A 14,350-nucleotide genomic window follows, 5' to 3' on the forward strand; every position below is an offset into this window, starting at 1 on the left:
TTTCGGAGTATATGATGAATAACCATGAATACAGAATTAAAGAATTAGAAAGAAAAGTTAGGGGGATGCAAGTTCAAATTGAAAAATCTAATAGTACGAATAAAAAACATGAAATGGCTATACGAAACCTTGAAATTAAAAATGCAGTTGAGTCAGGTGTTTCTCAGAAAAAAGTAGCTGAAATCTATGACTTGAGCGCAGCTAGAGTAAACAGAATCGTTAAAAAAGCAGTATGAAAGACAAGAAAACTTTCAATCAATGGTTACAAGTTAAATAATGCAATTTTTCTGATGGGTATATCAGAAGAAATTTAAAATATATTAAGGGTGAACAATATGGGAACACTTACACAACAGGGAGCATTTCGAAAAGATAGAAATGCTCTGAACAGAGCTAAAAAAGCAGACGTATCAACTGCCGATATAATTAATAAAATGGCTGAAACACATTCTAAACCAAACTCGGCACAAGCTTTTGCCGAAGCAGCTGGAGCAATAATTCATGTTGAAGCTAATATCAATAAGGAATCTCCGATTCATGACGCCTTTCAGGCTATTATTGAAGAACGCCACGTGTTGTCTAACGCGGGAGGGATAACCTCATAGTAGTTGAATTTTTTAGAGTTTCTATTAGGTCAACGCTCTAGAGTTTTGACCTTTTTAACTAAGTAATGGTGTATGTGATCTTTTACCCTCTGTAATCACCCCAAGACAACTTACCTTCTTCAATTGGTTGCACAGGGGAAATCTTTAAAACACCAAACTTATTTGTAGCCATGTATTGCCAGCCGTAACACATTGAGAATCCTTCTTTGCTAATTACTCTATGGAGCGAGTATGACTTTCTAGTACCGTTAAAATCCACATCAATCGTAGTCATATCAGAGAAGAATTTTCGGCCTTTATTTATTGAGGTTACTATTCCCGCATCACCTGACTTTTCAACTTTACCTTCAGAGTGCCATGCCCCATGATCTTCACGTATTTTAATCAGGTCACCCTCCCTGATTTCGATAGTTTCAGGGAGTTGATCAAACTCTTTTAATGTTCCACAGAATATTTTTAAAGATATTGAAGAAACAGGAATTTTTTGAATAATCCGATCACAAGCTTTATTTCCTTCGATTATAATAAAATTGTCCGAGGTAACGCCCTGCTCTTTAAGCTCTATTGCAAATTTTGACTCAGAAGTCCCGACAGTAAGTAGATACTTTTTACCAGGTATTAACGCTTTATTTCTATTGTCTCTAGCAGCAACTATATTAAAATTTTGAGTCTCTGAACCTTTTTGACACTTAAGCTCAACCTTTTTATTAGAAAATACGAACCCAGAGATTTTCCATTTCTTGCCATGTCGGTCTGCAATGTTTTCATTCAGCGTGAATACAACTTTTCTACTCATTCAAATACAACTCCGCCATGTCATCCAACTTAGCCTTAACCTCTTTCCAATGAGGCATTACTTGTGTTAATGAACGCCAGAATTTGTCACTATGGTTGTGCTCAGCAATATGGCATAGCTCGTGCAGAATCACGTAATCGACACATTCTTTTGGAGCTTTAACTAAGTGAGGATTTAGCATCAAGTTACCCTTAGTTGAGCAGCTTCCCCATTGTTTAGTCATCGCCATTATTCGAAAGCTCGGTAAACCCGTTACCCATGATGCTTTAGGCAGCATAGCTTGAAGTCTTTCATGAAAAATAGCTTCAGCTTTTCGTGCATACCAACGGTCTAAAAGTGCCTTAATTTTAACCACCCGATCATCACAATCTTTTTTCAGAGTAACGGTTAATTTACCCCGATGAAGCTTAACATTTGGCACTTGCTCAACATCGAAAACTACTTTTAAAACGTAACGCCTGCCCAAATAGAACTGAGTTTCGCCACTTATGTATTGTCTCGGCATTACATATTCATTCTGGGAAGCAAATTCACAAATGCTTTCCCAGATCCATCGAGCACGTTTGAGCATTGCATCTTTGATGGATTCATCAGATGCATTAAACGGAACTGTTGCTACGACTCTTTGGTCAGGATGAACTTTTATAATGACTTTACGAGCTTGTGTTCTACCATGCTGTGATTTAGCATTTTCAGCCTTGCGGATGATGTCGTAATGGATTATTTCCGCACCATAGCTAAAACAGCCCCTTTCGGCTGTTGTCGTTTGGATTTCAGCAGCGATTGATTTACTTATCACTATTTGGCTAACCTCTTGCCAAACCGAGACGTGTTCTTTTCAACACCCCTTCGATAAGCTGCTGTGCTTTATCAATACCTAAGTCAGCAAATAGCATTGGCAGTAATTTCATACTGATTGCGTTTTCAATTTCAGCAGGATTAATGGAGAATTCAGCGACTGCCGTTGTAACAACTTGATCAATACTGAATGCTAGTTCAACGAGTTTTTCATTATCCAATCCTTGCTCTACAAGGTATGTATCTTCGAATAAAAATTTAAACAAGCCATAGTATGCTTGTGCATGTTTATTAAGCTTACCTTCGTCATCATGAAATACAGATGGGGTATCCGCTACTTTGCGCTCTTTGACTTCTTGCTCAAAATCAGCAAACAAAATGTACTGTTTAACTGGCGCATCGAACATAGCCTTGGCATCTTCAATAGCTTTTTTAAGAAGTTTAGAAAAGTATTCTTGCGCGTATGGATCGTCAGCGAGATCTTGCTCAATCATCTTTGTTATTCGACCAGTGATTTTATCCGTTTGGTTTCTGGCCTCGTCATCTGTTATATCCTCAGGTTTAACATTTTTGCCAAGGTTGCCAACAAGGTAAGCACCATCGGGTTCTTTTACTTCAACACCAGCAATATGCTTATCTAGCAGGCTTTTTATGTCTTCAGCGTACTGGTCATAATCGATTGTTTCATTAGCATCTTCACGTACTTGTTTACGTAAGCCTACAAACATTTTTAGATCTTGTTTATACAGATCGCGTTTGCTATCAAATGACTTATTATCAAAGTAACTTGCCGACTGCAACGCTACCTTCATACAGTTTGAGAATGAAGTCAGTGTGGCATAAAAGTCATCACGTTGTTTTAAGTTGATATCAACAAGTTCGCCACTAACATCTTGTACTTTAGGTGCTAATGCTTGTCTTAATGCTGGGCCATCTTGCTTGTTTTTTACTTCTGAAAATATCGCCCATAAATCAGCATGTAAACCTGGTAACTTCTTGTACTCAGTGTCCATGCGATTATATAAACCTTTGAGGTCTTCAATATCAAAACCTGCCTGGGTTCTTTCAGCTAAGTCTTGGTACTTCTCTATCGTTGTATCTAGCTCTTTTAAAATACCGCGATAATCAATTAAGTAGCCAAACTGCTTTTTACTGTGCAAACGGTTCACACGAGCAATCGCTTGAATCAAGTTATGTTCTTTAAGCGGTTTATCGATATATAACACGGTATTCTTAGGCTCATCGAAGCCTGTAAGAAGCTTATCAACCACAATCATTAAGTCATGGCCATCTTCTCTACCGTAGTCTTCAATAATGGCTTTGGTATAAGACTTTTCATCCTCTTTGCCAACATTAGCTTTCCACCAATTCTGGACAATATCTTTGCTTTCTTTATCGACTGCCTCATGGCCTTCACGGGTATCTGGTGGCGACATTGCAACAACCGAACTCACTTTACCAATATCATCCAAAATCTTCTTATATCGAATCGCAGACGCTTTAGAGTCACAGGCCAATTGCCCTTTTAACCCTTGTTGTTTAAAGTTCTGAAAATGATCCGATATATCATGCGCGATCAATTCGATTCGGCCTTCGGTTTGATAAACCTGCCCCTTTTGAGCAAATTTCTTTTTAAGGTCGGTTCGTTGTTTATCTGTAAGGGCACTGGTCATACGCTCGAACCAAGCATCAATGGCTTTGTCATTGATGTTCAGTTCTGGAATTCTTTCTTCATACAACAACGGCGTAACAGTTTTGTCTTCAACTGCCTGCTGCATAGTGTAAGAGTGAATAATCTTGCCAAACTTATTTTCGGTTTTGTCGTCTTTTAATAAAGGCGTACCAGTAAAAGCGACTAATGCAGCTTTTGGTAGTGCCTGTCGCATACGCACGTTGTTTTCACCGTTTTGGCTACGATGCCCTTCATCAACTAAAACGATAATGTTGGGACTGTCGTTATAGCAGTCTTTATGCTTAATGGCTGAGCCAAACTTGTTGATGATTGAGAAAATAACGCGCTCGTTTCCTTTACCTATCTGCTGCGCCAATCGTTCGCCTGACGTTGCCATTGCGTCTTTTTGATCTCGATCGGTTAGTGCTCCTCCAGAAGCAAAAGTTCGACTTAACTGATCTTCTAGATCAACACGGTCAGTAACAATAATCACTCTGCATTTGGCTAAATCTTGCAACCAAATCAGCGCTTTTGACAAAAACACCATAGTGAAAGACTTACCACTGCCTGTAGTATGCCAAATCACGCCACCTTCGCGTGCACCTGTATCGTCATAATTACTGATCCTTTCTATCAGAGCTTTAATGCCGAACACTTGTTGATAACGAGCGACAATTTTTCCCGCTTTCTTATCGAATAAAGTAAATAGACGAACCATTTCTAACAGCCTGTCAGGTCTTAATAAACTAATGATAAGCCTGTCTTGATCAGTAACGGTTAGCTCTCCAGAAGCTAATAACGTTAGGTATTCATCTTTCTCAGCAGGGTTACGGTGAGCAAATAGCTTGTCGATTTTATTTTTTTCAAGCTCATTATTTTTTAGCCGAACAAACTCAGCTTCTATAATTTCTTCTTCTTTCCACTTAGCCCAGAACTTATCAATTGTTCCGCATGTGCCATATAACCCTTCATGCCCATTGATGGAAAGAAGTAGCTGGCTATAAGCGTATAAGTGAGGAACTTCTTGTTGACCTTGATTGCGAATATGCTGGGATATCGCTTCAAAGCAAGTAGATTTGCCTTCATGCTTTGAATCAGGCCGCTTTGCTTCAATAACTACCAGTGGTAAGCCATTAACAAAGCAAACAATATCTGGCCTGCGGTTACCCGTACCTTCCGCATTTTGAACTGTCATCTCTTCAGTGAAATGGAAGTAGTTGCTATCTAGGTTTTGCCAATCAATTAGTTGTATAGTAGGAGAGGTTTTCTTGCCATCAACAAACTCCGTCACGCCAACGCCATATAGCATTGCTTCATACAGCTTCTCATTGGCACTTTTTAGACCCTCATTCATTGCGGGGTTAAGTTGGTGAATGATTTTATCAATCGCTGCCTCAGTGAGCTTTTGATGCTTTCCTGCTAACATATAAGTTTGCGTCGATAAAAACTCACGCATTACTGGTAACAACATAACCTGAGATGTTGTTTTCCCTTCTGATGCAACCCTATTGCCACGAAGCTGTTCACATTCACTTGGCGAGATAAACTCGTAGCCCAGCTTTGCCAGCAAGGTCATAGCAGGTATTTTTGAGCTGAACTCTTCTTTAAAATTGGCTGTAGAAACCATAATGTTTACCTGCTACTCAAAAGACATTTCGTTAATCGTTTCTAAAATCTGATTCATAGCCTCGTTTTGATCAGGAGCGCCACCCATGAATCCTCGATAAATATAATTATTCCACTCGTCGAGCTGTGATTCTTCAGGTATATACGTATCGACATTTCTATTGCAGTCTCTTGCAATCATAACCATCATAACGTCAAATGCCTCTGGTCTCTTCCTATGACCTTCTTGAAGTAAGCTTGGCAGGGAATCGACACCTAAAAACTTTCCAAGTTCGTTGGCATCCCATTTCCCTTTCTTTAAGTCACTTATTAAATCAGGCTTAAAACAGACAAGCATAATTCCAATTAACCTTAGTAACGTATATCCAAGGAACTGATTTTCAGGAAATTTTTTATTGTTGGAAAGTGCTTGAGAAATTTCAATATGCAAAACTAGAGTCTCAATTTCTCGAAGTGAGAGCGTGTGATGCTTAATTAAGTGTTCTATAGCCTTTCCAAAAGCTGGGCTCTTGAGCATATCATCTGGTAGAGACTTTTTCTCCTTAGCTAGAGAGAAGAAGTGTTGCCGTGCTGCAAGAACAGGGTTATGCGAATTTCTATCAGAGCGATCCGAAAGTTCAAAACGGAATTTAATAAACTTATCTAAGTACCTTTGAGCATCAACGGCAGCTCCGTAGCAGTGATTTATAGATGCTTTTAGCTGCTGAGTGTTCGTCACTAATACAAACTGTACGCCATCAACGTCGAACGTATGCTTGATTATTTCGAGCATATCCACAGCAAAGTTTGGTCTACATCGATCTAATTCATCTACAAACAATACAATTGGTTTTTTAGCTGCTATTTCTGCCATTGCTTCTTGCAATGCTTTTAAGTTTTTCTCTGCTTCTACATGGTCTTTTAGAATGGATTCAACCGTGGCATCAATTGTTTTGTCAGCGGCCTGTTGAATTTGTTTATCAAAATCATCAACTACATCTGCTGCATCTTGTCGAAGAAGGTGTGAGACACCAGCTTTGGCAATTGTCTTCAAACCATACCTAACGGCAGGAAGTGCTTTCTTAACGAAACTTTGTTTACTTTCATCTTCAGGTAAAACTTTGATTACCTCAGCAAGTACCGTCATCAAAGGTTCATTGGCATGGTCGGCCTTAAATGCGTCAATATAGATTAAGTGATGAGACTCTTGCTCATGCATCAAATTAATCAGTTTATGGCAAAATTCGGTTTTTCCAGTACCCCAACTACCATCTATTACCATAGGTGAAATATCAATTTCAGCCTGTAATAGTGAGATTGCTTTTTCGGCAATACTTTTCCGTTTAAATTCGTCCCTTTCGTTAAAAGTTAATGCTGTGATATCCATATTTTCCTCATAACTAATCATTTTATTTTTGCCACGCGCTTTAAAGCTACTACTGTAACTAGAGCATACATTCCTGCTTTAACAAAACTTTACTCGATTGTACCTGTTATCTATAAACTAATGACACTTGTAGTTTAAGGAATGAGTAATCTATAAAGCTAACTCAGTATTGAAATTCTTCTGCATGAACAATCAAAACTTTCTCACCAATTTTTCCAAACAATTGAGTTACGGCATTGTGAAACGGTCTCAACTGCAATGTGGTAATGGGTAGAAGAGTAAAATCTCTTTGAAAAGGAAGTAATTCACATTTCGCAAACTCTTCTATGGCATTTAACGAATTAGCATCTATTAATTTATCTATTTCATCAGCCAATTCTTTTAACCAATTTTTTCTTAAATTTTTCAGATAATTAGAATTCAAATTTAATAACTCAATTGTGTATTGCACTTTTTGTCTATCAATAGAGTTAAGTTTTATATTAGGGTATACCTCGCCGCTTTCAGTCGAAAATGAAAAGTAGTGACCGATATAATTATTACATGGGTTCAGAAATTTTTTTTCATCATAAAACCCAAGCTTATAGTGTCCACCAAAGACTTCGTCCCTCCTAAACTTCTCAAGATCTTGAGCATCCAAAGCCGAAAGTGACAAATTAAAATAGTCAAATGTTCGTTCAGGGTTAGAACTTTTTGGCTCCAAATGCTCAATATGAGCACCTTTCAAACTAGAATGTTCTTTCTGAAAATCTTGAATGTTTATTTCGGAGTAAATACATAAGCCGTATTGTTCAATAAACAATTTCTTAAAGGTTCTGCCTGAATTAAAGGCTCCCCATCTATCAGTTGCTTCTTCTTTAGTTGATGGAGGCGATGGTAAGTTAGCATTATCAAGGTCGTCAAACGGGTAATATGCTTTTGTAACTGCTCTCATTAAGACAGAAACTCCTGTCTTTTGATTGAACGATCTGCTTTTAGTAAATCGGGATGTTCTTCCCCTAATAGCGACTCAAGCTCAGACCTCAATTTCAAGGCATCTTCGGTATTATATGCGCCCGAATCAACAAATTTCATGTATTCCCTAAATTTAACAACTTGCGGTATGGGAGGGCGTGAATCTACATTCATTACTCTTTCAAGCAAGTCACCACTTGCTTCAGCATAGGTTTTCCCTAAAGGAACTTTTGAATTTCCGACACCATCTTCTAATTCAAAAAGTCTGATATCCTTATTTTTTACAGTCGTTAAAACTTGTGGACTATGTGATGTCAAAATAAACTGAATATTTGGGAAACAGGTAGTCAGATTTTCTATTATTTTTTGTTGCCATGCTGGATGTAGGTGAAGCTCAACTTCGTCAATTAATACTACTCCACCTCCTTGTAAAGGGTCTTTCAAGTGAGGGTTTAATATCGAAAGACGTCTTGAAATATCAGCAACTAGACAGAAAATTCCTTTTTCCCCCTGAGATAACTGGTCAATATAAACTTTTGTATCATTCTTTATTAAAAATATTCTGACTTCAGGCTCTCGTTCAACACCGATTTCACTAATTTCTGGAATAAATTTACTAATAGCACTTTTAACTGCTAACAATACTGGTTCCCTGTATTTTACTAGTTCTATAGAGTCTCGAATACTATTTTCATCGAGGCCAGAATCTCTCAGATTTTGCTCCAGCGCTTTGAGACTTTGCAACCCAATATTTTTTTCATTTTGAATATTGTCTCTATAATGAATCCAATCAAAGATTTCGTTACAACTAGCTGATTTATGGGGCGGAGACTCATAAGCTTCAAATCGATCAGTTTTACTTTCTAGAAAATTCATTTTTACACTTTTAGTGACTCGATCTACTCCATACAAAACAATAAGGGGTAGCGATGCCTCAGAACTTGATGTTATTTCATTCCTAAAATTTTCAGCTAAATAATTAAGTTGAGTGTAACTGCCTGATTCATTTGATTGAAAGCCAACTCTCGTTCCAGCTATTATCCAGTGATAATTAATAGGTGATGACGTTCTCAAATCATCAAGTTTGACTTCTAAAGTAGCAGAAACTTCCTCATTCCTTATCTCAGCTTGGGAAATATTAGCTGCTTTTCCGTTCTTAGTTCTTACCTTAGCTATTAGACCGCTTAAACTTAGAGCTGTAGCCTCTAATATTGAAGATTTACCTACACCATTATTTCCTATAATCACTGTTACATTTGAGTCTGAAAAACTCATTTTAAAGTTCTCAAAAGCTCGATAATTTTTTAAAGTAAGGCTCTTAATTTTTAGCTGCTGTAACTTTTTTTCTTTTTGATTGCCAAGTCCTAGATCGTTAGATGTCATAACTCTTCTTTTCCCAGTTAATAACTGCTGCATTAACGCTTTTTTTTCTTGTTTTAAATCTGCTAGTTGTTGTTCTAATAATTCGATTTCTTTATCCGCATTCGTTAGCACTTGAGCTATTTTTTGTTGCTCAATTAATGGCGGTAACTTGATTTTAATCTTTTCGATGATTGATTTAGACAAACTAGGAACGCCGCTAGCCTCACTATATCTTCTCCAATGTATGGTCAGAAAATACTGGTAGATAAATTTAGGAATCGTGTTCTTAAAGCTGTGCGTATAGAACAAAGTGTCAACTGTCCAAAATTTACCACTTAAGAACATTGGCTGATCAATTGTACCTTTTCGGCCTATGCAAACACTTTCTCCGTCATATAAGTAATCGGAAACATTCAGCATATGCCCCCCAGAGCCGTAAACTGGTACATTACCTTCTGATAAGTGCTTATAGTCCTTCCCTCCGCCAATTTTTAACACATCTCCTAACTTCGTTTCGATCCAATCACCTTTAAATTCTTTACCTGATTCATCAAGTAAACGTTTTTTACCTGTGAGCAGTTGTTGCATAAGTGCTTTTTTCTGTTGCTTGCTGTTGTCGATTAGGTCCTCGGTTGTGCTAATCGCTTTATTCCAAGTCGATAGTATTTGAGCTATTTTTTGCTGTTCTTTATAAGGTGGAGCCGCAATTTTCAACTTTTTGAAAAACGGAAGACCAATTGTCTTAATCGTTGAACCTACAGCTTGCCTCTCAAACTCGGATTTATGAAACTGGAGCCAGTTGTATAAGAACCAACTATTCATCTTTTTTTCGTTGTCACACTTCCAAGCGATAAAATGCTGGCTGACAGCCATTGGCTCTGCCATAACTCCACTCTTACCAATGCCAGCATCTCTTGACAGTACGACTGTTTCCGCTGGATGTAGTTGAGCAGAGCTATTATTTAAACCTTCCTGTGATATCTCTTTATCAGTTTCATAGACATAGCCATTATCTAATCGAAAAGTATCAGCGAGAGATATCCACTTAATACCGCCGTTCCAATATTCAGGATACGATTTACTAGGAGTGTGACCACTGACACGTTCAGTTAACCTATCAAGTAAGTCATACGTCCAACTATCAGGAATTTGCTCTTCAATTAGATTACGAGCCATAGTCTAACTCCTTTAGGTAGCTTTCCATTTTAACTTCAAGCGCTTTCAACTCATTCTGCAATTGCAAACGCTCAGTCCTAACTGCAACTAAATCAATCTCAGCTTCTTCTTCAAACGTATCTACATAACGTGGAATATTGAGATTAAAGTCGTTTTCTTTAATCTCTTCTAAAGTCGCTAAATAGGCATACTTATCAACCGTCTCACGGGCTTTATAAGTATCAATAATTTTTTGAATATTATTGGCCGTTAACTGGTTTTGATTTTTACCAGACTTAAACTCACGGCTGCCATCAATAAACAAAAATTTATTGTCTGTTTTTTGCTTTTTAAAGATAAGGATTGCAGCAGGAATACCTGTGCCAAAGAATAGCTTTTCTGGTAGGCCAATCACTGCATCGAGAAGGTTTTCTTCAATTAACTGCGCGCGGATTTTACCTTCGGCTGCTCCTCTGAATAAAACCCCATGAGGAACTACCACTCCCATACGTCCTGATTCAGGCTTGAGCGTTTCAACCATATGGCTGATGAACGCATAGTCACCTTTTGTTTTAGGTGGCACACCTCGGCGAAAACGGCCGAACTCGTCATTAGCAGCACCTTCAAAGCCCCACTTATCGAGAGAAAAAGGAGGGTTTGCAGTAACAATATCGAAGTGAAGTAAGCCAGTGCCATCTTTATCTAAAAGCATGGGATGGCGGATGGTGTCGCCCCATTCAATACGGTGGTTGTCTTCACCGTGAAGAAACATATTCATCTTGGCAAGTGCCCAGGTTGAGCCAATAGCCTCTTGTCCAAATAGTGCATACTTTTTAGATCCATTGAAGTTGTTTCTGATCATTCGTCCACACTTCATCAAAAGCGATCCTGATCCACATGCTGGATCACAAATTTGATCGCCTTCTTGCGGATCAAGTATTGCTGCTAACAGGTCCGAAACTTCCGGCGGAGTATAGAATTCCCCAGCCGATTTACCGCTACTCGCAGCGAAATGCTTGATTAGGTATTCATAAGCATTACCAATAATATCCAGTGAACCTACACGGCTTGGGCGCAGGTTTAATACTTCTTTGCCAAAATCTTCTAAAATGTGGCGAAGAATATCGTTTTTTTGTTTTTCTTGGCCTAGCTTGTCGGTATTAAAACTGATGTCTTGGAAAACATTTTTTAACTTGCCGCCATTTGCTTCTTCTATTGCGTGAAGTGCTTGGTCAATACGTTGGCCGTTGCCAGCTTTATGGCGTTCTTCGTATAAGTCCCAAAAACTAGCACCTTTAGGTAATACAAAACGTTGCTTTGCCATCATTGCATGAATAAGGTCAGGCTGATCACCGTACTGCTCTAGTAACTTGTCGTACTCATCTTGGTAAACGTCAGAGATGTACTTTAAGAACAGCATGGTCAAGATGAAATCTTTGTAGGTTGAAGGGTCAACCGTGCCTCTAAAGGTGTCGCAAGCAGCCCATACCGCTTTGTTAATTTCGTCTTGGTTAATCTGGCTATTTGTCATTTGAAGATCCTTATTATGTCATTCCCTGTTATTTCGAGAAGATTATTGTTCTACACGATTAAATTGTGTTTCAACTTCTTTAGATTCTGGAAATATGTCAGAAGCTCTGCAACCTAATAGGTGAATAATTTCATATATGCGTTCACACGATGCAGCTACCGAACCAGACTCCACACGGCTTATATAACTTTGCTCAACGTTCAATTTGTCAGCCAACTCTGCTTGGCTAAAACCACTTTTTGTTCTTGCTAACTTGATGTTAAGTCCAATAATTTTTAGCGCTGCCTGCATCCAAAAGCTCCACAGTTAAATGGAATATCTTCCCACATTGCGGATCTTTCACCTATGCCATATAATACATAAATTATGACCTATCAGTCATATTTTATGTATTAACGTAGATAATATAAAAATGAAACTAGATCCAGTAATTAAAACAATCACAAGCATGAAAAACATTGACCGTTTTTCAGTCACTGAAATTCGAACAGCCTACCTTGCTTTAATGAGTGATGAAGAGTTGGATAGTCAGAAGGTCAGGCAATTTATTTATGATGACTTACATAAATTAGTAAAACAGGGCTGGTTAATTAAAAAAACCGCCAGTAATGGCAAAGAGAGTCGTTTCACGAAAACAGAAGCTTTTGATCCTGAATTAATAGCCGAAGAATTAGAGCAACCTTTTAAAGAACCTAACAGCAAATTAAGTGAAACAATTAAGTCGCTCTACTGTGATTTGAGCACGTTAAATGCTGATCTTTTACAGTGTATGGGGGCACTAGATTCATTTCTAAGTTTAAGGCAGCAACACCCAGAATTATCTGACGAGTTCAAAGAATTTATTCATTCTACAAAAGAGCAGAAGCATATTTTAAAAGGGAAAATAGCTGCAACTGAAGAAATTTTAAAAAAGTTAAAAGAGAAAATGTAAATGAAATTAAGACGTTGGCAGTCTAAGTGTATTAACTCAGCAATTTCAAAATTCACCAGTTCAGTAGACTCTAGTGATTTGAACAAACACTTCCTAGCGCTCGCAACACCTGGAGCTGGAAAAACGATTATGGCGGCAACGTTAGCTCGAAAAATGTATGAACTTGGTTTAATAGACTTAGTGTTATGTTTTTCACCCTCATCAATCGTGTCATCAGATTTTAGTGATGAACTCACCGCGCAGTTTAAAACTGAATTTAATGGCAAAGTTGGCTCTTTAGGCGATGCATTTACCTACCAAAAACTTGGAACTCTCGATAATGACACTTGGAAGTTATTTGATCGTTTTAGGGTGTTCGTGATCTTTGATGAAATTCATCACTGTGCAGGATCTTCAACTCATGATGCAAATGCTTGGGGCGCTCCGATCATCGAAATCATTCGTGAGAAAGCTGCCTATAGCATCGCTTTAACAGGTACACCGTGGCGCTCTGACTCATTGCCAATAGCTCTTTCAACTTATTGTGAAGACAACCTAATTCAATGTGACTATGTTTACGGTTTGAAGTACGCAATCGCTGATGACGTTTGTAGGGTTCCTCAGGTCATTGCCGTAGACAACAATAAAATAGTAGTAACCAGAACTAAAAAACAAAAAGTATTTAATAGCTTTAATACGTTACTGACGGCCAAGGCAACGTCATATTCCCACATCGTTTTAAACGAGACAGTAAATGAACAAGTGCTTTCTAGAGCTATTATTAAGCTAAATGAACTAAGGAAAATAAACAGAAATGCAGGCGGCTTAGTTGTAGCATCTTCTATAGAGCACGCCGAAGCTATTAAGCTACTGATGATAAAAAACTACGGTAAAGGTGTGGTAGTTGTAACAACGAATGAGGCAAGACCTTCCGATAGAATAAAAGCCTTTAGAAATAGCAGTGACGAATGGCTTATTAGTGTGGGTATGGTCAGTGAAGGTACAAACATTCCTCGTTTACAGGTTTGCTGTAACCTAACAAACGTCACAACTGAAATGTACTTTAGACAGATCTTTGGCCGTGTTCTTAGAAAAACAGGTGCGCCAAATCAAGAAGCATATATGTTTATGCCAGCGGAACCAAAGCTGGTCAGTTACGCAAGGAGAATGGTTCAAGACATCCCTAATGAGGTAGCTAAAGTAAAAATCGTAAAAACTGATGAAGAAATAGCAGATGCAGAGGAGCTGATACCTGTTGAAGCTGATCGAAACAATGCGCTCGTTCTAACTGAGAAGCATGAAGTGACTGTTGGTAAACATAGTGTTGAAGATATTAAACGTCAAGTCGAAGCTATTCTGTCGAATCATTACATAGGTGAGTCTGAAGGAGCACAGGCTAAAGAGCTAAGTTCAAACCAAAACGGAACTAACGTATCTAAGGCTAAATGGTCGATGGGCATCGTCGGCAAATATCGTCAAGAAACACTAAAAGTTGCTGATATAGAACCCTTCCTAATATCTAAAGCTTCAAAAGCTAAGCTGGCCGAACTCAATCAGCAACTAAAACAAGGTTGA

12 protein-coding genes are annotated in these 14,350 nt (G+C 38.2%); 4 read left to right on the top strand and 8 right to left on the bottom strand.

All coding sequences use genetic code 11. The features are described 5' to 3' along the window. Positions 1-14 precede the first annotated feature (14 nt). Together CWB76_RS01925 and CWB76_RS01930 are read left to right on the top strand one after the other, a co-directional pair. Positions 15-236, top strand: a complete 222-nt coding sequence (locus CWB76_RS01925) for a hypothetical protein (RefSeq protein WP_138605141.1) — start codon at positions 15-17, stop codon at positions 234-236. Positions 237-335: 99 nt separating this feature from the next. Then, positions 336-605 (top strand): hypothetical protein, encoded by a 270-nt coding sequence (locus CWB76_RS01930; RefSeq protein ID WP_138605142.1) that lies wholly within the window; start codon positions 336-338, stop codon positions 603-605. Between the two features lie 82 nt (positions 606-687). Here the strand turns inward: CWB76_RS01930 and CWB76_RS01935 are convergent, their stop codons facing one another. From CWB76_RS01935 to CWB76_RS01970, 8 genes are all read right to left on the bottom strand, one after another. Continuing rightward, positions 688-1,401: a hypothetical protein gene (locus CWB76_RS01935; protein ID WP_138605144.1), complete on the bottom strand. Its 714-nt coding sequence runs from the start codon at positions 1,399-1,401 to the stop codon at positions 688-690. Next, positions 1,394-2,200, bottom strand: coding sequence for a M48 family metallopeptidase (locus CWB76_RS01940; protein ID WP_138605146.1), 807 nt, complete (start codon positions 2,198-2,200; stop codon positions 1,394-1,396). The genes CWB76_RS01935 and CWB76_RS01940 overlap by 8 nt, the downstream gene beginning before the upstream one ends. A 7-nt stretch (positions 2,201-2,207) precedes the next feature. Continuing rightward, the gene (locus CWB76_RS01945) at positions 2,208-5,498 is read right to left on the bottom strand and encodes a type I restriction endonuclease subunit R (protein WP_138605147.1); all 3,291 of its coding nucleotides are present in this window, start codon (positions 5,496-5,498) and stop codon (positions 2,208-2,210) included. A 12-nt stretch (positions 5,499-5,510) separates the two neighbouring features. After that, positions 5,511-6,863, bottom strand: a complete 1,353-nt coding sequence (locus CWB76_RS01950) for a KAP family P-loop NTPase fold protein (protein WP_138605148.1) — start codon at positions 6,861-6,863, stop codon at positions 5,511-5,513. Between the two features lie 163 nt (positions 6,864-7,026). Beyond that, complete coding sequence (locus CWB76_RS01955; RefSeq protein ID WP_138605150.1) at positions 7,027-7,797, bottom strand: retron system putative HNH endonuclease; 771 nt, start codon at positions 7,795-7,797, stop codon at positions 7,027-7,029. Then, complete coding sequence (locus CWB76_RS01960; protein ID WP_138605152.1) at positions 7,797-10,355, bottom strand: restriction endonuclease subunit S; 2,559 nt, start codon at positions 10,353-10,355, stop codon at positions 7,797-7,799. Before CWB76_RS01960 ends, CWB76_RS01955 begins: the two co-directional genes overlap by 1 nt. Next, the gene (locus tag CWB76_RS01965) at positions 10,345-11,865 is read right to left on the bottom strand and encodes a type I restriction-modification system subunit M (RefSeq protein ID WP_138605154.1); all 1,521 of its coding nucleotides are present in this window, start codon (positions 11,863-11,865) and stop codon (positions 10,345-10,347) included. Before CWB76_RS01965 ends, CWB76_RS01960 begins: the two co-directional genes overlap by 11 nt. Positions 11,866-11,907: 42 nt before the next feature. Next, on the bottom strand, positions 11,908-12,156 hold the full coding sequence (locus CWB76_RS01970) for a helix-turn-helix domain-containing protein (protein ID WP_138605155.1): 249 nt from the start codon (positions 12,154-12,156) through the stop codon (positions 11,908-11,910). A 121-nt stretch (positions 12,157-12,277) separates the two neighbouring features. Between CWB76_RS01970 and CWB76_RS01975 the strand changes: the two genes are divergently transcribed. Continuing rightward, positions 12,278-12,796, top strand: a complete 519-nt coding sequence (locus CWB76_RS01975) for a VspR family transcription factor (RefSeq protein WP_138605157.1) — start codon at positions 12,278-12,280, stop codon at positions 12,794-12,796. Beyond that, positions 12,797-14,350 (top strand): DEAD/DEAH box helicase, encoded by a 1,554-nt coding sequence (locus tag CWB76_RS01980; RefSeq protein ID WP_138605159.1) that lies wholly within the window; start codon positions 12,797-12,799, stop codon positions 14,348-14,350.

This window comes from Pseudoalteromonas sp. S1609, assembly GCF_005887255.1.
Lineage (GTDB): Bacteria > Pseudomonadota > Gammaproteobacteria > Enterobacterales > Alteromonadaceae > Pseudoalteromonas.